The sequence below is a fragment of the Deltaproteobacteria bacterium genome, from assembly GCA_040223695.1.
Classification (GTDB): domain Bacteria; phylum Desulfobacterota_D; class UBA1144; order Nemesobacterales; family UBA2774; genus JAVKFU01.
Window position 1 is genome coordinate 239,562 of the sequence record JAVKFU010000018.1, and the last position, 22,144, is coordinate 261,705.

Genomic DNA, 22,144 nt, shown 5'->3' on the forward strand with positions numbered 1-22,144 from the left:
TTTCTCGGCGCCGGGCAGGATTTTTTTGGAACGCTGACCCTAAACTGATGCTATAATATTGAAAAATTTATAAAAAAGTTCAGGAGGATGATGATGCTAAGGGCAAATAACTTAGTGTTTGTAAGCTTTTTGTTTATTTTTATTGTTCTGGGGAGTATCGGCGGTTGCAACAATAATAACAATCGTTCGCAGCGGACTGTAGTTGTAAATTCGGAAACACCTTCCGACATACCCGGGGGTTCTCAGAATGCGGACCTCAGGGAAGCGGCGATCTTCGCATGGCAGGAGTTCATCGCGCTTAACTGGCCCGCCCTTTCAGGGACAAGGGATACGCCCGATAATAATCTTTTCTTTGGCGAGCCCGGCTTTGAAGGTCCTCTTGTCTGGCAGACATACCGGCATAAAGTCGAGATTTACCCGGGCAGCGGCAACCCTCCGGGGTTTGTTAATAACCCGGCTCAGGATTTCGGTTACAACACCGTGCCTCCGCAATACGTTTACGAAGACGGGGAAGTGGATCCTTGCGACGGTCAGGCTCCGGTTAACTCCCCGGCATGGGTAAATCTGGATGAGATTTCTCAAATCGGTCTTGACAGCATGTTCGCCGGAGCGTCTCCTTCCCAATCCGACGTCAACGGCTCGCCGCAGTTGATCCGCTTCCTGGCAAAGGGGAATCGTGAGCATTACGTTTATGTAGTGGATCCGGTGCTCTCGCTCTGGAACCATACATCTTCGCCTTCGGACGAGCCCTATTGGGACCTCGTTGATAATTTCACCGCTGTTGCCGACGGCAACGGAGACCCCTCGACTCTGCCGGGTCCCGTTATCGAATTCCCGGATGGTATGATCGAGGTTAAAGCGGCTTTCAGGGAGCTCACTGATGCTGAAAAAAACAGCGGCAGGTTTTACACCACTGTTGTAAGGTATTACGAACAGGATGATTCGGATCCGGATAAGGCATGTTACAGAGAAGCAGTATGGGGGCTCACCGGACTGCATATAATCCATAAAACCCCTACCGCTCCCAACTTTATCTTCGCCACGTTCGAGCAGGCCGACAACCTGCTCACCCAGAACGGTCAGCCGGTAGAGGACGATGACGGGAATGTGATCAATCAGCCCTCCGGCGCGTCCACCACGCCCGAGCTTGTTTATATGGACGGCGACCCGCCTACTCTCGATATAGTCGGCAACACTTACTGCGAGGATATCGGCTCCCGTCTTTACTATATGGAGATTTTCGGAGAGCTGCCCCAGGGCGGATTTATCTGCCAGAATTACCGGGACAATCCCATACCGGACGTCGTTATTCAGGTGAACAAAGAAGCGCACGAATCCATAGAAGCGTATAACATAGAAAACGGTATCGAGTCCTCCGTATGGCAGCACTACAGACTGACGAACGTACAGTGGGAGCCTTTCGATATTACGGAGATAGATGACGACCCGGATAGCGACAGGAATATCTCAACGTATTTTCTGAACGACATCACAATCGAAACGGACTATGCGCTCACGTTCTTCACAGGACAGCTGTCAGCGCAGGGCCCGCCTACGGTTTTCCCGGCGAACTTCGACAATTTTGATCCGTCGAGACAGACGTATCAAAACGTGCTTGACTTCGATGAGGAGGGAAACCTGACCGATACATATAACATGGGCGGTTGTATGGGCTGCCACGGAAGCGCTCAGTTGGGCGGAGCGGACTTTAGCTTCATTCTGAAGGGCGGTCGCGTCTCTCTGCCGGAGGCTCCCGACGTCGTTACCCCGGGTACGTCTAACCCGCCTCCCAACATTAAGCAGATAGGTGAAACAGAGCTGAGGGAGTTGTTTGACCGGGATGAATAAACTCGGGTTCCTTTTATACGCGAATTAAAAAACGACATTATTGTGTAAACCCGCCGGGCATTTTATCACTTGCGCGGCGGGTTTTTTTTATCGCTCACCCGGTTAACGAACCCTAAGCTCGACAAACCAAGAGGTAATCCATACGGCCGCGATCAGGCAGGCCGCCGAGAGTAGAAAAACGCTGAATTTCTTCGTAAGCGATACATCCGGCTCCTCATGATGCCCCCCGCCCGACGTACCCGGCATGGTGGGCTTGCTCGATGCCGCGGTCATCATCCCGTGCTTGAGACCGCTCCCGACGAGCCACGAATTTATAGGATAGGCGGTCATGGTACCCGCTATAGCCGCGATAGACGATATCCCCCAGAACATGAGCCCCTTTGGATCGTCCCCTCCCTCTATCCTGGCCCTCATTATCGCCATTACCGGGATCATCCCCACCATCACGAAGTTCATAGAAACCGTCTCGGCGAAGAATGTCTTTTCGATGGCCTTCAGGTAATTTCCCCCCATCATCGACTTCATGAAGAGCGCCTGAAATATCAGCAGTCCCACAACGAATGCCGTGGAGTATTCGATTATCAGGTCGAGACCGTTCGGAAGCCCCAGGTGGAACGTGACGACAGCCGCCAGAATTATCCCGGTCGCGTCCCCGGCGACACAGTGCATCATCGACCCGACGGACTGTTTCCAGTGCGGGGCTATATAATCGTCGTGCGTTTCGGGCAAGGGCTGGCGGCAGGAGAGCAAATATATAAAAAGCCCCACGGGGCCCATATACAGTACGATCAGAATCCATGCGAGCTTCATCACCCACATGGAGGGGGTGTTTGTTTCTAGATCATATATGAGGTATATGAGAGATAGACCGGTAAGTATAAACCATAATACCAGAGCCCCTCCCGCCATCGTTTCCGGAATTATCATAGTCTTTCCTTTTGTGTGCTGTTTTTGGAAATTCCCGTTCCTTGTCCCCGTCGCCATTATTCCATAAAACATTGGAAGTTGTCAATGATTCCACTTTGTTGACAGGAGCTCTTTTCAAACGCGATAATAGTAAGCGGACGTTCTAGGCTCACATGACATTCCAGGATCAACTTAATTCGTTCCGTGTAAAGAAGGCTCTCAAGGTTGCGCTCGCTTCGATAATCTGCGTAATCATAAACGCCCTCGGAGACTTCCAGTACGGGTTTTTTGCCGTGATCAATGTTTTTATATTGATGGTAATGATTCCCGAAACTACTGTTGAACAGGGGATAATAGTTTTTTTTGGGAGCGCTATCGGAGTATTTGTGGCCTATTTGTTTATGAGCCTGCTCACCGGGCTTAAGCCGGTCTATTTGATATTAATGGTTGTCTGGTTGTTGTTTTGCATGTACGTGTTTTCCAGTCCGCGCTATTCCTTCGGGGCGCTTCAGGCCGGGCTTTTCTCGTCCTGGCTTATGATCGCAGCTATGAGCGATCCGGGCGGTGTACCTTCAATGGGGATTCATCTTATTTTACAGACCGCGCTCGGCATAGTAGTTGCCCTGGCGGTTTATTTTCTCCTTTGGCCGCCCCGTCATGAAAGATTATTAAAGCAAATGATGTCTTCGGTTTTTATAAATTTTAGCGACATGGTTCAATATTTCGTCGACGAGAAAATTAACCTGTCGGAACGGAGGAACGGTGCCAATAGAATTTCCCTGAACAGTTTCAGCGGCCTTCTAGCCCAGATTTCAAGAGCCGCCGCCGCGACGAAAGATACGGAATTTCCGGAGGATATGTACGTAAAATTAGTCGCGCGGCTTAAAAATATATTCCTTAAGGTCGAGGCCTTGCGTGAGACTCTCTCTGACGGGCGGTTTTTTTTATCGGACGAGGATGTTGTCTCGGTATTAACCGGAGTATTCAGGCAGTTATCGGAGCATTATAAAGATCTCGGGCGAGCTGTAGAGCAGGGGGTAAAAGTAGATTCTTTATCCGTTAATTTCCGCGGCGACATCGATTATTTAGAGAACAGATATCGTGAAATGCATGACAAACCCGGGATGGACTTCGATTATTACAGCGAAGTTACCGTGTTTGGAACATTAATTGAGGTAATTAAAGACATAGCTCGGGAAGTTGACGCAATTGATAGCTGCCACAATATGATTCAGAGCGCCGAAGCGTATAAAGAAATGAAACTGAGGAGAATAAGCGGGAATCCGGCCTCGCAAAGGTACAGAGACGCAGCCGGGTTTCATCTTGACCCGGTAAGATTGAGACTGAGTATTAAAGTAGTTCTTGCGATAATGATTGTCGTGTTCGGGGACCTCTATTTTGATCTGCCTGCGAGTGTGGAGACTTTAATAACCGCGGTACTGGTCACAGCCGCGCCAGCAAATATAGGCCAGGCTCATCTGAAGGAGAAGCTCCGTTTCCTGGCCGTAATAGTAGGCGGGCTTTATAGCCTGGGAGTTATTTTAATCGTCTCTCAACTTACACACTTTTCAGTTTTTTTATTGTTGCTGTGGCTGGGTTTATTCCTGGGGGCATATACGGCGTCGGGCAGCGAGCGGGTTTCGTATGCCGGATTCCAGATGGGCATAGTCCTTCCGCTGATTCTGCTCGGTACCGACGGACCGCCCACTTCATTTACCATTGCCGTTCAGCGGTTTGTCGGAGTAATTATAGGGGGAGTCATTGCGTTAGTCATAGTGCATTTTGTCTGGCCTGTCGACCCGCTTGAGAGGCTCAGGGAAGGGCTCTCGGCAGCGCTCCACAGATCAGGACTCGTATTCAAAACACTGCTCAGGCTGGACAGGAAGGATGAAAAAAACGTAGAATCGCAGGTAATGACCGTAGCTTCCGAATTACCCACAAGCGCTGCGCTTTTAAAAGACGCGCACTATGTAATAGGCGAAAGGGACCTGCGTTCCAAAGAGTACATTCAGGTGATAGAGTCTCTGGAGATAATTTACGCTGAGCTCGAGAACCTGAGAAAAACTATATATATAGATGCGGGGAGTGATTTGATTAATCAATATATCTCTTTTATGTCTCCTCATTACGAGAAAATCGGCACTGTGTTCGATAGGCTTGCAGAGCGTCTCAAAGCCGGTACGAATCCGGCGGCGGGAGTTGATATTAACGAGCTCAGTGAACAGGTGAAATCCGGGAGGGCCGAATTCCGCGAATCAGGCGCATCATTGCAATTCAGCAGTGAAGACCTGGAGAAACTTTCACTGCTGGTTACGAGCATAGACGGTATCTTATCCTCTGTAGCAAAGATATCTGAGGCCGTAGCAGCGATTGGGGAGAGTTCCCCCGGCAAACAAACTTATAAATTAGCGGGGGAACATGAAAGCTGAGACTATCCGGGTGTTCTTTTTCCTGTCCGGGCACAAATGAATCATCAAACCTGTATCAACATATTCCGAATCGAATGCGCGCTAAAAGTTACCCTTGCGGGCGTCATCTGCATTTTAATAATCGATATTTTCATGTGCGGTTTAATTCCGGCTGTTTAGATGTTAGTTTTAATTTGGCGCCCGAATAGTTAGAATCCCTCGGTATGCAAAATCCGATAAGGACAGGATTAAAGGAGGAAAATTATGATACAGGTAAGAAACGCGTTTTCGGTGTTGTTGCTGGTTTCGCTGTTGATCGGCTGTGCGGCTATACAAAGTGAAGAGACCAGGAGTACGGAAGAGATGCTCGGTGCGGCCGGATTTCAGATGGTGCCCGCGGAGACCCCCAAGCAGGTCGAGATGCTGAATTCCCTTACACCCTATAAGGTCCAGTTCAGTGTTAGGGATAATAAGCCCCTCTACTGGTACGCGGACCCTCAGAACTGCAAGTGCGTCTGGACGGGCGACCAGGCGGCCTACGAGCGCTACGAGAGGATGGTATATGAATCCAACCTTGTTAATCAGGAGCAAGAGACTGCAATGCTGGCGGAGCAGGCGGAGTTCGGCGGCTTCGGTTACTGGGGCTGGATGGGCGGACCCTGGGGCTGGTGAGTCCTCCTGCTGATTGATTAAAATCAGTTTCAGGCTGTAAACTTCGCTATTGAAAACTTTCAGGTTTTCTTTCTTCTTAAAGTTTTATAGAGGACTCCGGGTCCTGTATTGAGATGAACAAAATCGCTTTTTCAGCCAAATTCTGGGTAATTACAATAATATCGATAATTATCCTGCTGATTTTCTATTATGTGCTTCTGGACAGGTACACACCCTATACTGGCGACGCGTATATTCAGGCGTATGTCCTTCAGGTGGCCCCTCAGGTGGACGGACAGGTGATACGGGTATATGTCGAAAATAACGAGCGCGTCAACAAGGGGGATAAGCTGTTCAGCCTCGACCCGAGACCGTATGAATACCAGGTACAGCTGCTCCGCGCCAGGCTCGTTCAGACGCGCCAGCAAATAGACGAGCTCAAGAGCGATATCGTAGCCGCCGAACAGGGAGTTAAAGAGGCAGAGGCCGATTTGATATACGCCACGAAACGCTATAACGACCTCGTTCCCCTTGCCGAAAAGAACTATATAGCGAAACTCGAGCTGGATCAGGCAACCGATCAGCTGAACTCTGGTAAGGCGGCTCTGCTCAGGGCCAGGGCCGAATACGAGAAGGCGCGGCAGGCTCTGGAATATAAGATTGACGGCGAGTATGCATTAATAAAAGAGGTGGAAGCTGATCTGGCCAATGCCGAGTATAATTTGAACCAGAGTACTTTTTACGCTCCCAGCGACGGAATAGTTACGAACCTTCAGCTTGTGGTGGGCGCGTATATCAGTGTCGGTGACGCGGTTCTCACATTCGTGGATACGGACAACTGGTGGGTGGTAGCGAATTTCAGGGAGAACAGCATCGGGCAGATTCGCCCCGGTCAGAATGCCGAGATAAGCGTTTCGCTCTATCCGGGGACTATATTCAAAGCGGTCGTCGAAACCACGGACCGGGGCGTGAGCGCGGGGCAGGGGATGCCGTCCGGTGAGCTTCCCGACGTGGAAAACCCGGAGAACTGGGTGCGGCTCGCCCAGCGTTTCCCGGTCAGGCTCAGAATCACGAATCTCGATCCGGACATTTATCATTTGAGAGTCGGGGGCTCGGCGAGTGTGGCGGTATTCACGGGTGACGGCAACTGGATATTAAACAGCCTCGCGAAACTCTGGCTCCGCATCGGCACCGTTGTGGACTTTGTTTATTAGAACCACGCTTACAACATGAGGAAACTGTCGAAGCATGCACACACTGTGTGCTCATATACGATTTCTACAGCACTCTTGCGAAGATTCTCGGTGCCCTCACTCAAACCCGCTCACCCTGAGTCCAATCGAAGGGTGCCCACCTTTTCCCCACACTTCTCCGCCACCTTATACCATTAATTTCCTTCCTCCTCCCAGGGGGAAGGTCGGGATGGGGGTATCATATCAAACTCTTCGCTAAACTCCCTGAGAAATCTCCTCCTTATTTCTTACTTGTCATTGCGAGCGAAGCGCGGCAATCTCAAATCCGTCATGCCGAACTCCTTTTCCTTTCCCGACATTACAGAATTGGCGTTAAGAAAATCGCTTGTTAATTCATAAAAATGTTTTAGGACTGGGGGTGGAATTAAAACATTGGAGGGTTACAGAAGATTTTCAGCCATCTTTTCAGAAATCACACTATGTGTGTGCAGTCGGTGATTTTTGCTTCTTTTATCATGAAAATGAAGAAACTATTTTTGCCTTCTCTTTGTCATTTCGAAGCAAAGCGAGGAATCTATTATTTGTCATTCTGAACTTGTTTCAGAATCCCGCCTTTCATCTCTTTATCTGTAGGACTGGCTTCCAGCCGCGATTCCTTATCCAAGTCCTTCCCCCTCCCAGGGGGAAGGTCAGGATGGGGGTATCATTTCATTACAGTTCAGCGGGCAATGGTATTTCAAATAAGCTTAAATATCGTCCAGAGAATCTTATACCCCGCTTTAACGGAGCCGCTCAGCGTACCGGTTATCTTGGACGTTCCGATTCTCTTCCTGTAGCTCACCGGGACTTCCGTGCACCTGAGCCCCCTTTTTGCCGCCTTTACCTGCATCTCAACCGTCCATCCGTACGTGGTATCCGTCATTCCAAGCTCAATCAGCCTGTCTAGCTTGATTGCGCGGAAGGGGCCGAGGTCGGTGAACTTCGCCCCGTAAAACCATTTAATCAGAGTCGTCGCGAGCGCGTTTCCGAAGACCGCCTGCGGCAGGAGCGCGCCTTTCTCCGCTTTCCCGCTCGTTCTAGAGCCTATCACCATATCGAAATCGTCCTCGATTATTGGCCTCACTATCATTCTCATTTCCTCGGGGTAGTCCGAATAATCCCCGTCGAGAAAAACGATTATCTCCGGGCGCTCCCCGCGGGATTTGGATTTAGCGTAATCTATACCTCTGAGACACGCGTGTCCGTATCCCCTCCGGTCTTCCCTTAACACAATCGCTCCGGCTTCACTTGCCAATTCACCTGTCCTGTCTGTTGAGCCGTTATCGACGACGACTGTCTCGCAAGCAAGCTCCTTCGGAATATCCGCAATTACTTTTCCGATAGAGTCTTCTTCATTATAGGCCGGGATAATGACGAGGATTTTGGGTAACATAGGCTTATACGCGGATTCGGGATTTCACTAATAGTACACGCCACGTTTGTTGATGGAAATATTAAAAGTTTTTTCAGTGTTATTCGGGCAGCGTCCCGTCACGCTGGATTTTTTTCGTAAGAACTATCCTTCCGTTTGTTAAATTACACCCCTATTTATTCTCTTTCATTAATACCGGAGAAGCCGCGAGTCCGTCGATCTTAATCACCTCGCCTGTCTTGCGGTTTATCTGGCCGAACTGTAGCACGCCGGTGGGACACGACTGAACGCATGCGCTGCATCGGACGCATTCGGGGTCGTTCATAGGCAGCCCCTTGTTCGCAAAGTTCATGATGTCGATTCCCTGATGGCAGACGGACGTGCACACGTTACAAGAGATGCACTTTTTCTTGTCCGCCAGAATCCTGAAGCGGCTGAACCTCGCGTAAATGTGCATCAGCGCTGCTAGGGGGCACATGAACCTGCACCACACCCTGCCGCTGTACCAGAAATAGAGCCCGTATCCTATGATGCCGGCGAAAAAGAGATCGACCACCCATTTGTAGTTAAACTGTATGCCGAATATTTTCCAGTCATAGAGAGCGCCCGCGTACAGGCTGTTGAGCCACTGGCCGAAACCGGTGTCCGGCAATGCCCAGCTCAGGACCCTGGCTATCAGTATTATGAAGGCGATCAGGAGTATAGCCTGACCCATCATATTTACGCGGTTCCACTTGGCGCCGTGAGGCATTTTGTGCCTCTGTGTATCCCCGAGCGTTTCGGCCATGGCGCCGCAGGAGCATATCCACCCGCAGTATGCCCCCTTGCCCCAGAAGTAGATCATCAGGGGTATAAGCACGAAGGTCTGAACGACGCTGATTATGAGCCACGTCCAGAGGGGCTCCGAGCTGAATACGTTCCAAATGAAAAGGGGCCAGGCGAGGATGAAGCCGAAAGCCCGCCAGTATTCGCGTCCGTGGCCGTAGTCTACCTGCGGGAAAAGGGCGTCTCCCGCGGATTTCATGAAACCGGCGTCAAATATGCCGTTGTACCCCAGGTACGGAAGCACGAAGTAGGGAAGCAGAAATAACGGTATCACCTGCACCAGCGTAAGAGTGATGGTCTGCACGGTTATATAGGGAGTCTTGCGTCTCCTGATGCGGAGAATCCCGAAAATTATTACCAGAAGGGAATATGCCAGCGCGTAGTAGAATCCGGGTTCCTGCAGCGTGATGGTAACGGTCCCGATCAAAGTAGAGGGGTCGTTTGCCATCTGCGTGAATGACGCGCCCAGACTGTTGAAAAGTCCGGGCAGGTTAAACGGGAACCAGTTATTTTCCTGAAACAGCTTGGTTAGCGAGCCTCCCGCTTTCCAGTTGTAGATAAACGTCATGAGTAGCAGGAACAAAATCATGGCTGTCACGCCTTTGACGCCCACCTCGCCCCTTATTTTCACTCCGCTTCGCCTGAAAAAGTCGAGCGGCGCCTCCCGCCCTATCATACTGAATACTGCGTCGTTGGGGAAAGTAATTTCATTGCCGTCGCTGTCGATTATCGTTACGTCATCGTCCTCGATTTCTTTGACCTCGCTCTTCATGAGGATATTTATCTTGCCGGGCTCATGCTTCTCCGGCATATACCCGCCCGTGCTGGTTGAGATTCGCTCGGAGGAGGGCGTCTCCACGGAGACGTCGGCCATCGGGTCCGCCATGAGCTTGTTAACACATTCTATGTTTTCGGGTTTGGGACGGGAGAATTCCTCTTTTCTGTAAGAAAGAGTTACGTATCCTCCGGCCCTTGCAATCGCAATCGCGGTTTCTAGCGCGCTGTCCCCCCCGCCCACGACGAGCACATTCTTCCCCTCGAAGTCGCGGGGGTCGTGGAGCCTGTTGTACACCTTGTCTTTATCTTCGCCGGGAACCCCGAGTTTTCTGAAATTACCCGAGCGCCCTATGCCTACTATCACGCGGAGCGCCTTCAGGTTCTCCCCGTCCGGTATAACTATCTCAAAGTAATCTCCCTTGCTGATAACCCTCTCGACCCTTGCAATTCTGGGCTCGATTCCCTTCCCCAGGGTCTGCTCCTTGATCTCCTCCACGAGAGGCTCTTTTACCTCAGCGGTAAACTGTAGGTCACCTTTCGGTACCATATCGGTCGGGTACGTATAGATAGGTTTTCCCTTGGGGAAATTCACGATAGTGGAAAACGGCTCCGTTGCTTCAAATATCTCAAAGTCAAGACCCTGGTTCTTCGCCTCGAGCGCGGCCGCCATTCCCGAAACCCCCGCTCCCACTATCACGAGGTCCAGTATGCCGTGCTCCGTGTCGGAAGAGCGCTTGCTCTCAAAATTCTTGTCATGAACTATGTTCTGTACCGCTCTCGCCCCGGAGTCGGAGGAAAATTTCAAAAGGGGAATACCGGTTAAATCACCCACAATATAGAGGCCGGGTACGTTCGTCGAATAGTCTTCCCTGACTTCCGGCAGCTTCTCCACGATTCCGGCAGGCCACTGCGTATGAAGCCATCTAGTGTATCGTCTTACAGGTTCGAATATAGTTCCCGGCATATTCGATTCTCCTTGGGATGCTTCCTGCTTTTTATGTATACCGGCTCAATGTTAATAAAAAATGAAGCGCGGAATTTTCTAATTATTTTGCGGCGAGAAATCGTTTAACGACCAGTCGTAATTTGTGTATTCAATCTTGTAATCATCAAGCTCTGTTTGTCCGAAGTAGGGCTCGACAAAAGCCTGGACCGACCCTGACTTGTCCGAAAAATCCCCTTCAAACCATTGAAATACGGGGGATAACCTTATCACTTCGTTCGCCGAGTCCACATAATTTTTGTCCTTGTCCGCCAGAAATTTACGGGTTTGAGATTCGAGCTGACCGTTTAATTTACTTCCTGTATAGGGTTTGCCGAGTAGCGGAGGGCATCCTTTGGCCGCGCATACGAGGGCGAAGTGGATTCTGGGTTCTTTGTAGCTCTTTCTTATAAAATCGTTCTCCAAGGCGTTAAGCGTAATTTTGTCCCCGAAAAGAAGCACGATGGGCTCCTCCCACGGCCCTTTTGAGTCGGCGGCTATCATCTTAATGCTTTCAACGGGGTAGTTATCTATTATTAACTGGAACGTGCGGGCATTGTAGAGGTTTAATAAAAAGGCGAGCTGCTCTGCTTGGCTCCAGCCTTCAAATTCTTCACCCGTCACACTTGAGGCCTGCTCTATATAAGCTCTTAAATCTCCCGAATCTGATTTGAGACCCCTGTAATCGACAAGCCCGTCTTTCTCGTATGATTCGAGCACTTTCCCGTATAGCTTGTGAGTGTGGTCGAATGCTCCCGCTTCACGGTACGAAATAGAGAAAATTAAAAATGAAAAAGCCGCTGTGAGAAGGCAAAAAGAAAGGCATTTAAGGAAGTCCCGATAGATATTCATATATACGCTCCGGATTTCTATAAGGAATAGACGCTGTTACAAGTGAAAGGATTCATAATATTGTACTTAATAACAGTTGGCTTAAATCTATTCTTCCTTGTGAATTTTCCACCAGTCACCGGCGCGAACCAGCAGCGCTCTTGCATACTCGACATGGGACCACATGAGAGGTGTGGCGAATTGGATATATCCGCCCTCCGCACTAGTGTCGTCTCTAAAAATACACCTGGTTCCGCACTCGGTGTACGAGCGGTGCATATTATTCGCTTCTTCGAGTATTTTATTGAAGTCGACGTTATCCAGCAAAATTTCTTTGTAAAACTCCTTCTGAAAGTCGATTCCGGTGTTCCACTCCCTTTCCATGAACTCTTCGAACCTCTGGCATGTTGACAGGTGCTCGGGTATCTCTCCCTTCTCGCTTCTGTATTTATCTATGGAACTCAGGATTTCATCCCCGCGGCTTTGATTCCCGTTCCAGTAGTGAAACTGGGCTAGGATGGCGGTGTACTGGAGCCAGGGCCCGTTCCCGGCGTGTACGTGCGTTGAGAAATCCTTGTAAAACGGCAGGTAGCGCATCATCATTCCGAGCTCCGGGTCCCAAAGCTGCTTCTCGATAAACCTCACGCTGTTTTCCATCTGTGTTTTATAATGAAGGAAGCCGTAATAAAAAGGGCTTAAAAGGGTGAAGTCGGGCCTCATATCCATACTTCCATTGGGGTCGGTCCTCCTGATATATCTGTTTCCGGACATGAAAAGCTCACTTACCGAATAGAGGAACTGGTGACGGAAGTTCAGGAATTCAGGCCTTATGATATTATTCTTATCCTTTTTAGTCGCAACCTCGTTTGCAAGGGAATAGGCGTAGAGGAATGTGAAATTAACCCAGCAAGTATAGCCTTCCTCCATGGCCGATTCATGTATGGAGGTGGTGGAATAGAAAAGATTCAGTTCCTTCTCGTAGAGTACTTTATAACTGTAATCAAGCGCTTTATTGATACAGGCGAAGAAGTTATCCATGTCCTTGACTTCTCTTTTTAGGTATCTTGCCGTAAGCAGATAGTTGCATATTATGGCAATCCCGTGTGCGACGTTGTCTTCCTGCTTGTAGATGCTCTTGTCCTCTCCGTCCAGGCTGTAACGCTGTCCCCAGCAGCCTTCGGGCGAAATAACGCCTTTCATAAAATAAGCCATGGATTCCATTATCTCATATGCCTTTTCCCGAACGTCGTAATCGTTCGAAGAGCCCGCGAGCCGTCTGAAGAGCTGCACGGCGCAGCTCGTGTCTCTGGGATAAACATACGGATAGCGGGATTCCGGGGGGGATGCAAGAAGAAGTGTGCCGTATTTTTTCGTTTTTTTCGTGCACCTTAAAATAATTTTCATGTGCTCCGATATCTTGTCGTTGAGCTCGGTTAACGCCTTGCTCTTTTTCGGCATATAATTGCGCCTCCCTGTTTTTATCGATACGCGCTAATGTTCCGTCCGCTTTATTGGCTGATTTTAATGAAATTATACGGTCTTTTAAAGTGAACCTAACAAATACATATCTCCAGTTGGATGCGGCATCCCGCCTTCGGGTTCAAGGGTTACCGCAAACTGGCTCGTTTCCACGGGCTCTGGCATGCTTTTAATCTCCATCACTTGATTGCCGTCCGCCCCGACATCAAATGTGCCCATACTTTCGGGCTTCCCCTCGTTAATTATCCAGAGCTGATAGGTTTTTCCTTCCTCCAGGGCAGGCACGTTGGAAACTATCAACATGGCTTGATGAGTGTCCGGGTTCATTAACAGTCTTCCCGAAGCCTTTTTATCGGTCATCTTATCCGACAGTTTTACGATCTCGACTCTCGGATTCATCATGAATTCCGCCACTTCAGTTTCTTCTCCGAGCCTCGCCTGAAGATGCTGAAGTGTATCTTCCTGAGATGATAATTTATTCTTCATACTCTCAATCACTTCTGTTTTATCTCCGAGGCTAGCCTGAAGCTGTTGGAGCGTGTCCTCCTGGGAGGACAACCTGCTCCTCATGTTTAGGTTGGATATGATCAGGAACACTATCAGTGCGAATGAAACCGCGGCCCCCAGATTGAGCCACACGGGTTTGATGTTCCGCCAGAAACCGCTCTGCGCAGGTCTGTCAATTGAGTCTTCAGTAGTTTCCAGTCTGTCAAAAATTTTGCTTTCGAGGTTATCGGGCAGAGGGGAGTCTTCCAGGCTGAACGCAAGGTTGTTGAATACAACTCCGCTATCTTCAAGAAGGCCTTCGCAAATTGCGCACCCTGATTCCAGGTGTTCTTCAACCTCCCTTAACTCTTCTCCTTCGAGGAGGCCAAGAGCGTATAACGCGATTTGATCTTCGTATTCTTTTTTGTGAGGCATATTAATTCAATTCCTCGAAATAGGGAGCGATTTTTTGTTTTAACTTCATTACGCCGAGCCTGATCCTGGTTTTTATGGTCCCTACGGGTTCATTCAGCTTTTGGGCTGTCTCTACATGCGTGAATCCCTCGAAATAGACCATCTCTATCGCTGTTCTCTGTTCTTGAGGAAGCGTATTAAGGGCTTCCTGTAAAACCTTCCTTCTTTCCTCCCTATTTTCTAATATACGAGAGAAATCGTATTTTGAGTTCAATCTTTCTTCATTAATTTCGGTATTTTGGAATTTATGACTCCGGGTTCTGAGTCTGTCTATGGATTTGTTCCTCGATATATTGATAATCCAGGTTGAGAGAGCGCCCCTTTGGGCGTCGTATGAATCGGCCTTGTTCCAGACCTGAAGAAATATCTCCTGAACCACTTCTTCGGCTTCCTGCCTGTCCTTGAGAATTCTGTAAACAAGGTTGAATACGACCTGTGAAAAACGGGAGTATATCTCCCTGAAGGCGGTTTTGTCTCTCTTTTTTACGAGTGCCATTAATTCTTTATCAGGATTGATATCTGAATTTCTTTCCATGATTAATGAGTCGGAGAACTTATGAACCATTGTAGTTAAATCAATGCTTTTGTCAATTTGTATTAATCAAGCGTAGTGCTGAGTGCGCCGCCCGTTTTCACCGGCCCGAATTATGTTTAAAGTAAAAAATCCTCTCGTTTTCATAGGATGGGGTATCGGGGTCTTCCTTAATATCCGGTGATACGTAAAAGAGGGAGATTTAGTTTTTCATAAGCCCGGTATTATCTAGGCCCAACCCGGGAAGAGGGTTCTGAGACCGCTTGCGAGCATCTGAAAAGCGATTGCGGCGAGTATGATTCCCATTATACGGGTTACTATATTTATGCCAGTGACACCGAGGAGGCGGCTAACGGGACCCGAAAAGTAAAAACATAACCAGAGAAGAAGCGATATGGCGATTGAAACGACTGTAATTACTATCTTGTCCTCGATCGTGCCGGATTTTTGCACCTGAACCACAATAGTCGTAATAGCTCCCGGCCCCGCCACTATGGGAATAGCTATCGGGACTACGGCTACGGAGTCCTTGGTTTTCGCCTCTTCATGCTCCTCGGGGGAATGATGTATCCCGCTCGTCTTCGCGTGAAGCATAGAGAGCCCGATAAGCGCGATTATTAATCCTCCCGCAGTTTCAAATGCCGCGATATTAATTCCGAAGGCTTTTAATATGAGCTCCCCGCTCCATGTGACAATTATCAGGATTATAAGAATTGCCAGACCGGCCACAAACGCGGTTTTTTTCTTCTCTTCGGCGGTTTTATCCCCCGTGAGTCCCGCGAAGATCGCAAGGTTCCCGATGGGGTTTGTGATAGCCAGCATGGCAACCGCAAAGGTGGCTATTTGGGCTTCGCTCATCGCTCCTTCCTGGTCCCTGATTATTACCGTTTCGATACTAAAGTCAAACCTCCTCCGGGCCCGCCGGATCTTTTTAAGGCTTTAGCCAAGACAATATTCCCCCGTCTCCGCCGAACAATAAGAGTCAAGCGCAGTATGGTAAATTAATAAGCTTGTATATGGGTTTTTGCTGGCTATATTATTTCTATCAGTGAAACAACCAAGGAGGTTCGCATGAAGCGTTCATTTGCCCTAATACTAATTATCCCGCTTATGGTTTCCTTTCTGTCGGCGGGATGTGAAAAGTCCGACGGAACAAAGGTTTCCGACACGGATTCGGTCAAAGAAGAAGCCGCCCCTCAAATAGCCGGTACGCCGAAACAAGATACTGCTCAGGCGAAGAGAGATCAGAGAGCGGTCGAAGATATAAAGACGGAAGAATTTCCCTCTTTTGCGGACCTTGTGGAAGTTCTCAAGCCTTCTGTTGTGAATATAAGCACGACGAGCGTTGTTAATCCCAGGAGCTCAAGGCAGAGGAAGCAGAGGTCGCCATTTCAGCAAAACGATCCTTTTGAAGAATTTTTTGAAAAGTTTTTCGAAAATATGCCGGAGCAACAGTTCAAACGTCAGGGGCTTGGCTCGGGATTTATAATCAGTGAAGACGGTTACGTGGTTACGAACAATCACGTTGTCGAAAAAGCCGAGGACATAAGTGTAATATTGGAAAACGGGGACAAGTACGAGGCGAAGGTCATAGGCAAGGATCCGAAAACCGACCTGGCGGTTATAAAGTTTGAGCCCGAGGGCAAGCTTCAAACCGTCGAATTGGGGGATTCCGATAACCTGAGAATAGGGGACTGGGTGATTGCAATAGGCAATCCGTTCGGGCTAGGTTATACGGTGACATCCGGTATTGTGAGCGCCAAGGGCCGCTCACTGGGCCTAGGTGTTTACGACGATTTCATTCAGACTGATGCTTCCCTTAATCCCGGAAACAGCGGGGGCCCGCTGTTTAACCTCAAAGGCGAGGTGGTCGGTGTTAATACCGCCATTGTCGCCCGGGGGCAGGGGATAGGGTTCGCAATACCTATCACTATGGCCGAATTCGTAATAGAGCAGCTTAAGGAAGAAGGAAAAGTCGTAAGGGGATGGCTCGGTGTGTATGTGCAGAAGCTGACCCCTGAAATTGCTACGAGCTTAAATCTCAAGGAAGACGAGGGCGCCCTCGTTAGCGATGTAACTCCCGGCAGTCCTGCGGAGGAGGCGGGCATTTCCAGAGGGGACGTCATCATAGAATTCGACGGCAACAGGATTGACGACGTATCCGATCTTACGACCCTTGCGGGTGTCACGCCCCCCGGAACCGAAGTGAAGATAAAACTGCTGCATGACGGCGAGACAAAGGACCTTACGGTCAAGCTATCGGAAATGCCAGAGGAAAAAGTCCGGAGCGAAGAAGAGAAGGTTCAGGAAAAGCTGGGTATTACGGTAACGGAGCTAAACCCGAGGATTGTAAAGCGCTTTAATCTCGACATGGACAAGGGAGTAATAATAACTAATGTCGAGAGGGGGAGCGCTGCGGCCGAGGCGGGTTTAAGACCCGGCGATGTGGTGCTGGAAGTGGATAAGAAAGAGATAACCAATTTGGAGGACTATACAGAGGCTCTCGACAAGGCTCGGCCCGGCGGCACCACTCTCTTTCTGGTCAAGAGAGGAGAGAACACTATATATGCCGCGCTCAGGCTGGAAAAAAGCGAGCAGCCTGAAGACGATAAAAACGCGGAAGATACAAAAGGCGAATAATCCGAAACAGGTATATAATTTCCGTTTAAGGCTTGATGATTGCGCCCGGCTTCCGGTGTTTGTTGACATTCAGCGTTATTTCATGCGACAATGGATACTGTTTGTCCGGGAGGCAGGTGTTACTGACTGCAAGTCCCTTATATCACAGTTGGAGGAGGGCTTAAACGGATGTCCGGTACCGATTCTAAGCGTATTGTTATACTCGGCGGTGGCTTTGCGGGCCTGGAAGCCGCGCAGACCCTCGAAAAAATTTTTAAGGAAAGCGACGATGTGGATATAACGCTCGTAAGCAAGGATAATTACCTTATCTTTACCTCTATGCTCGCTGAGGTGGTATCGAGCAGTATCGAGGCCAAACACGTCGTTATCCCGCTCAGGGAATGCTTGAATAAGACCAACTTCAAGGAGCTGGTCGTCGAGGATATTGATCTCGCTTCAAAGACGGTTTCCTGCTACCATCTGGATACTTGTGAAAGTTTCACTCTCGATTACGACTACCTCGTTCTGGCAATGGGGTCCGTTACCGGTTACCACGGGGTCGAGGGGGCGGAAGATAATTCTTTTCCTCTGAAAAATCTCGCCGATGCCATGGTGCTCAGGAGCCATGTTATAGATATGTTCGAAATGGCCGAGCTGGAACAGGACCATGACGTAAGAAAAAAGCTCCTGACCTTCGCCGTAATCGGAGGCGGGTACACGGGTATAGAGGTGGCCGCTGAACTAAACGATTATCTGGATTCGAGCCGCAGGTTTTTTAAGCATGTGAAACCCGGTGAGGTTAAAGTGGTTGTGATAGATCCCGGAGACAGAATAATGCACGAAATGAGCGAGGGCCTCGCCGATTACGGCCTGAAACTACTTAAGAAAAGGGACATGGAGTTCCGCTTGAAGACAAGGATCGGCAGAGTCACACCTGACCTGGTGGAGACAGCTGAGGGGGAACAGATAGAGACTCACACTGCAATCTGGGCTGCGGGCACGTCCCCTCAGCCGGTCGTTGCGAAGCTCCCGTGCGCGGACAAAAAGGGCAGGATAGAGGTAAATGAATTTATGGAGGTGCCCGGCTATCCCGGAGTATGGGCTCTGGGTGACTGCGCCGTTATTCCCGACCCGCACACGGGAAAACCGTATCCGCCGACCGCTCAGCATGCCACAAGGGAGGGGAAAAGGGTCGCCTACAACGTCGCGGCCGCAATAAGCGGTAAAGACGGGGACAGAAGACCCTTTATATACAAAACTCAGGGCATGCTCGCCCCGCTCGGACACAGGTCAGCGGTGGCAGAGATAAAGGGGCTCAAATTTTCCGGATTCTTTGCCTGGTTTTTGTGGCGCTGTATCTATTTAGGGAAGATGCCCGGCTGGGACAGAAAAATACGCGTAGCGATAGACTGGTTCCTGGATATATTTCTACCGAAAGACCTTGTGCAGCTTAAATTTCTGATGAGACCCCGCCGCTCAGGGGCGACGACCGGCGCCGACAAGAAGTGATTACCGACCGGTGTTTTCGTTCCCCTTCTTTCTAGTCTTGAGAAAAATTACCAGATCGTTTAATTCCTGATTGCTGAGCGTACCTCCGAATCCGGGCATGTTAAGCCCTCCGTTCATGATTCGCCAGGTGAGCTCATTGGTCGAGAGTCTGTCACCTATATAGCTGAGATTGGGTCCTCTTTCTCCTCCGTGGCCGTCTATCGTATGGCAATAGAGGCATCCCTTTTCATTAAAATTCATACCGCCTCTGTAGATGGCGCCCGAGTCGGCGCCGATTATTTCCACGGTGAGCGGTTTAGCGTGGAAATGAGGCGACCATGGAGAACTTATCCCTATCGCCCAGAGACCCGATATTGACGCTATCGTGAGTGCTACTATGGCGACGGCCCAGGGACGGCGGAGAGGACTCCTCTCCCCCCTGTTCGATATAAACGGCAGCATAAACAGGAGAAGCCCGACTACAAGCGGCCCGAACACCATGAGGTATGTCTCCATGGAGGGCGGCATAAGCGCTAGGAAGGCGAAGTAGAATATAAAATACCAGTCCGGCACGGGGAGCGCGTCGATGTTGGACGGGTTGGGAGGCGGACCCAGATTGGGCGGCCCTATGATGATTGCGATTAGCAGTATAGTGGTTATGACGATAAAGCCGAATACCATGTCGCGCCATGCGGCGTCGGGCCAGAACGCGACGCCGTCCCTCTTGACCATGGACTCGTATTTTTCCCTGTACGTTGCGGGGTCTACCGGCTCTCCGGCTTTTGGGAACTCGGAAATGCCGTTTTTGATTACCAGATAGAGGTGAAACCCGATGAAAATAAAGAGTAGGGCGGGGATGATGAAAACATGGTAGGCGAACATGCGGCTTAGCGTTGTGCCCCCTACCGTTTCTCCCCCGATTATAAAATCCGCGACCCAGGCGCCGATGAACGGGATACGCCCCGCCTGCTCCGAGGCTACAATGGTCGACCACACGGCGGTCTGATCCCACCTCACGACCTGTCCCGTAAAGCCCATGACTACTGTAAGCGCCAGCAAAACCACTCCCGTGATCCAGTGCATCTCGCGGGGGAATTTATAAGCGGCGGTCATGTAAACGCGTATCATATGGATTCCGACCAGGAGTATCATCGCCGAGGCCCCCCAGTTGTGCATTCCCCTCACTATTCTGCCGAAAGTGGTCTGGTTGGTGATAAATTCGAGGCTTTGATACGCTTCGCCCGCGGAAGGGACGTACATGAACGCGAGCGTCACGCCTGTCGCTACCTGAAGCAAAAAGGCGAACAGTGTCGCGCTGCCGAATACATAGAACCATGACGCGGAGTTCCGGGGCACGGCGTGCTGCGCTATGGGCCCGAGCGCCCCCGCAATCCCCGTCCGGTCGTCAAACCAGTACCATGCGCTTCTTAAAAATCGCATTTAATATGCTCCGTCTTCATATTAGTCCCGTTCGTTTCATCCTGCTCTCTTATACAGTTGTTATGGGGATAGGGCTCGTTTTTATTTCGACCTGCCCGTTTTTTACCCTGACGGGGTATTTGTATAATCCTCTGGGCGGCGGCCCGGCCGCCACCGAACCGTCCGAGTAATATACTCCGCCGTGACACGGGCACATGAACAGCTTGGCGCCGGCAACCCACCTCACGGGGCAGCCCAGGTGGGCGCAATTTACCGAAAAGGCCATGAACTCTTCCTCCTGAGTACGGCGCAGCCACGCGGCTGTCTCCGCCGTAACGCCCGACCATGGAAGTGGCGAGGCGTCAACGAAGGTCACTTTTACGGTGTCCCCTATCGTAAAATTTTTCACAGCACCAACCGGTCTCCAGTCCGGTTTCGGCTTTTTGACAATGGGAGCGAGTATGGAGCCTATTATGGGAATTCCAATCATAACAGCGGCTATACTCCCCAAAGTTATGCTCAAATGCGTGAAAAACTGTCTTCTGCTGCATTCGTCACTCGTTTTGGTCTTTTCGTTCATTTCTTAGGTCTCCTATCCATCCTGCAAGCGCAACTAAAAATAATACAAGTCCTATGAAAAACAGTATGATTATCGTGCTTACCACCTCATTGAAGCCCACGGCGAGCCCCCAGAGCATGAAGGTGATGCCGAGAGCCATTATCGCCGACCAGTACCCCGGTCCCGGAAGCCTTTCGGGAAGCGGCCTGTGCCATCCCGGAGGAATGCCCTCCTTTACCGCGCGGGCTTCCATAGCCTGAAAGTCACTCTCAGGCGTCACGCTTTTCGGAGCCTGAAACTCCTTGCCGGTGCTCAATTCTCCACCCCCTTATCATAAAGTCTGCTGCCTGCCTTATTTCTCATAACCAAATTCACCGTTCAGCCGGCTGTAAGTTTTGTCCGCTTTCACGTGATCCCGAACGCGCTCCCGCGGATGTAAGCCCTCCGGAGTCGGCGGAGCCGTACCACTCCGCTATCGTTATCATACTGGCGGTAAGGTAAATCAGGCATCCCGGAACCCACATCGTGAGTCCTCCAATCTGTTGATCGACACCGGGCGTGAGACATAAATCGTTTCTTAGGTAGGGAAGTATTCCGGCTGAGTCCACAGGGCTGAGATATGCCGCGTATAGCCCCGCTCCCGCAAAAGTGATTAATATTCCGAGCACGGTGCAGCCCAGACACGCCGAGGCAAGGTAGAGCGTGGACCTGAGCGGCTCAAGCCTTCTTTCCTTTACGGGCGCGAACACAGGCCACCAGAATATAGCGCCTATAAATACGAAGCTTATCTGCTGAGCTATATATAACGTTTCGTTCCGGAGAACGGCGTCATGCAGCGACGGCATGTGCCACACCCACATGGAGCCCACCCCGAGGGACCACGCGATTACCGGATTCCCGAGAATACCCATTATGGATCCGAGGGGCTTTACGGCAAGGGCCTTTCTTGCGGCCGATTCGGGAAGGCCCAAAAGCAGTAAAAGCGGTACTATAAGCAGCAGCAGTATGTGCTGAATCATATGGGCGCTGAACAGATAGTTGCGGCCGAGGTAGTCGAGAGGGGACACCACCGCAATCACCATTAAGGCGGTTCCAGCCGTCAAAAGAGCCGTCTTTCGCGTGAAACGGAATCCGGAGGCCGCCCCGTATGTTATCAATAAAAGAAAAGCCGTTATTAAAACCCAGGGCTCAAAAGTCCATGTAGATGTAAGAAACTCTAAAATGTTCATAATGCACCCCTCTTTTTATTTCCCGTC

The 22,144-nt window shown here is 50.1% G+C and carries 18 protein-coding genes; 6 read left to right on the forward strand and 12 right to left on the reverse strand.

Annotated features, from left to right (window positions below):
- Positions 1-93 precede the first annotated feature (93 nt).
- Complete coding sequence (locus tag RIG61_10205; protein MEQ9619532.1) at positions 94-1,848, forward strand: hypothetical protein; 1,755 nt, start codon at positions 94-96, stop codon at positions 1,846-1,848.
- A 102-nt stretch (positions 1,849-1,950) separates the two neighbouring features.
- On the opposite strand, the gene RIG61_10210 is transcribed toward RIG61_10205, so the two are convergent.
- Positions 1,951-2,775 carry a DUF4396 domain-containing protein gene (locus RIG61_10210; GenBank protein ID MEQ9619533.1) on the reverse strand — a complete coding sequence of 275 codons (825 nt, stop codon included), beginning with the start codon at positions 2,773-2,775 and terminating at the stop codon, positions 1,951-1,953.
- A 152-nt stretch (positions 2,776-2,927) separates the two neighbouring features.
- On the opposite strand from RIG61_10210, the gene RIG61_10215 reads away from it, so the two are divergent.
- The 3 genes from RIG61_10215 to RIG61_10225 all read left to right on the forward strand — a co-directional run bounded on the left by RIG61_10215 (position 2,928) and on the right by RIG61_10225 (position 7,027).
- Positions 2,928-5,183: an FUSC family protein gene (locus RIG61_10215; protein MEQ9619534.1), complete on the forward strand. Its 2,256-nt coding sequence runs from the start codon at positions 2,928-2,930 to the stop codon at positions 5,181-5,183.
- Between the two features lie 243 nt (positions 5,184-5,426).
- The gene (locus RIG61_10220) at positions 5,427-5,834 is read left to right on the forward strand and encodes a hypothetical protein (protein MEQ9619535.1); all 408 of its coding nucleotides are present in this window, start codon (positions 5,427-5,429) and stop codon (positions 5,832-5,834) included.
- A 113-nt stretch (positions 5,835-5,947) separates the two neighbouring features.
- Positions 5,948-7,027 (forward strand): HlyD family secretion protein, encoded by a 1,080-nt coding sequence (locus RIG61_10225; protein ID MEQ9619536.1) that lies wholly within the window; start codon positions 5,948-5,950, stop codon positions 7,025-7,027.
- A 715-nt stretch (positions 7,028-7,742) separates the two neighbouring features.
- Here RIG61_10225 and RIG61_10230 read toward each other — a convergent pair.
- From RIG61_10230 to RIG61_10260, 7 genes are all read right to left on the reverse strand, one after another.
- On the reverse strand, positions 7,743-8,438 hold the full coding sequence (locus RIG61_10230; GenBank protein ID MEQ9619537.1) for a glycosyltransferase family 2 protein: 696 nt from the start codon (positions 8,436-8,438) through the stop codon (positions 7,743-7,745).
- Positions 8,439-8,589: 151 nt separating this feature from the next.
- Positions 8,590-10,983 (reverse strand): NAD(P)-binding domain-containing protein, encoded by a 2,394-nt coding sequence (locus RIG61_10235; GenBank protein MEQ9619538.1) that lies wholly within the window; start codon positions 10,981-10,983, stop codon positions 8,590-8,592.
- Positions 10,984-11,061: 78 nt separating this feature from the next.
- Positions 11,062-11,853 (reverse strand): DUF547 domain-containing protein, encoded by a 792-nt coding sequence (locus RIG61_10240; GenBank protein MEQ9619539.1) that lies wholly within the window; start codon positions 11,851-11,853, stop codon positions 11,062-11,064.
- Between the two features lie 87 nt (positions 11,854-11,940).
- A complete protein-coding gene (locus RIG61_10245) occupies positions 11,941-13,290 on the reverse strand; it encodes a hypothetical protein (protein ID MEQ9619540.1) in 1,350 nt (449 codons plus the stop codon).
- 84 nt (positions 13,291-13,374) lie between these two features.
- Complete coding sequence (locus tag RIG61_10250) at positions 13,375-14,232, reverse strand: anti-sigma factor (GenBank protein ID MEQ9619541.1); 858 nt, start codon at positions 14,230-14,232, stop codon at positions 13,375-13,377.
- 1 nt (position 14,233) lies between these two features.
- Positions 14,234-14,806 (reverse strand): sigma-70 family RNA polymerase sigma factor, encoded by a 573-nt coding sequence (locus RIG61_10255; GenBank protein MEQ9619542.1) that lies wholly within the window; start codon positions 14,804-14,806, stop codon positions 14,234-14,236.
- A 225-nt stretch (positions 14,807-15,031) separates the two neighbouring features.
- Positions 15,032-15,661 (reverse strand): MarC family protein, encoded by a 630-nt coding sequence (locus RIG61_10260; protein ID MEQ9619543.1) that lies wholly within the window; start codon positions 15,659-15,661, stop codon positions 15,032-15,034.
- Positions 15,662-15,874: 213 nt separating this feature from the next.
- On the opposite strand from RIG61_10260, the gene RIG61_10265 reads away from it, so the two are divergent.
- Positions 15,875-17,443 (forward strand): DegQ family serine endoprotease, encoded by a 1,569-nt coding sequence (locus RIG61_10265; protein MEQ9619544.1) that lies wholly within the window; start codon positions 15,875-15,877, stop codon positions 17,441-17,443.
- A 168-nt stretch (positions 17,444-17,611) separates the two neighbouring features.
- A complete protein-coding gene (locus RIG61_10270; GenBank protein MEQ9619545.1) occupies positions 17,612-18,931 on the forward strand; it encodes an NAD(P)/FAD-dependent oxidoreductase in 1,320 nt (439 codons plus the stop codon).
- Here RIG61_10270 and RIG61_10275 read toward each other — a convergent pair whose 3' ends face one another.
- Genes RIG61_10275 through RIG61_10290 form a run of 4 tightly spaced genes read right to left on the reverse strand, consistent with a single transcriptional unit; the run spans position 18,932 to position 22,117 of the window.
- Positions 18,932-20,350: a cytochrome b N-terminal domain-containing protein gene (locus RIG61_10275; GenBank protein MEQ9619546.1), complete on the reverse strand. Its 1,419-nt coding sequence runs from the start codon at positions 20,348-20,350 to the stop codon at positions 18,932-18,934.
- A gap of 49 nt (positions 20,351-20,399) precedes the next feature.
- Positions 20,400-20,909, reverse strand: a complete 510-nt coding sequence (locus tag RIG61_10280) for a Rieske (2Fe-2S) protein (GenBank protein MEQ9619547.1) — start codon at positions 20,907-20,909, stop codon at positions 20,400-20,402.
- A complete protein-coding gene (locus RIG61_10285; protein MEQ9619548.1) occupies positions 20,884-21,204 on the reverse strand; it encodes a hypothetical protein in 321 nt (106 codons plus the stop codon). The genes RIG61_10280 and RIG61_10285 overlap by 26 nt, the downstream gene beginning before the upstream one ends.
- A 55-nt stretch (positions 21,205-21,259) precedes the next feature.
- Positions 21,260-22,117, reverse strand: a complete 858-nt coding sequence (locus tag RIG61_10290) for a cytochrome c oxidase assembly protein (GenBank protein MEQ9619549.1) — start codon at positions 22,115-22,117, stop codon at positions 21,260-21,262.
- Positions 22,118-22,144: the final 27 nt, after the last annotated feature.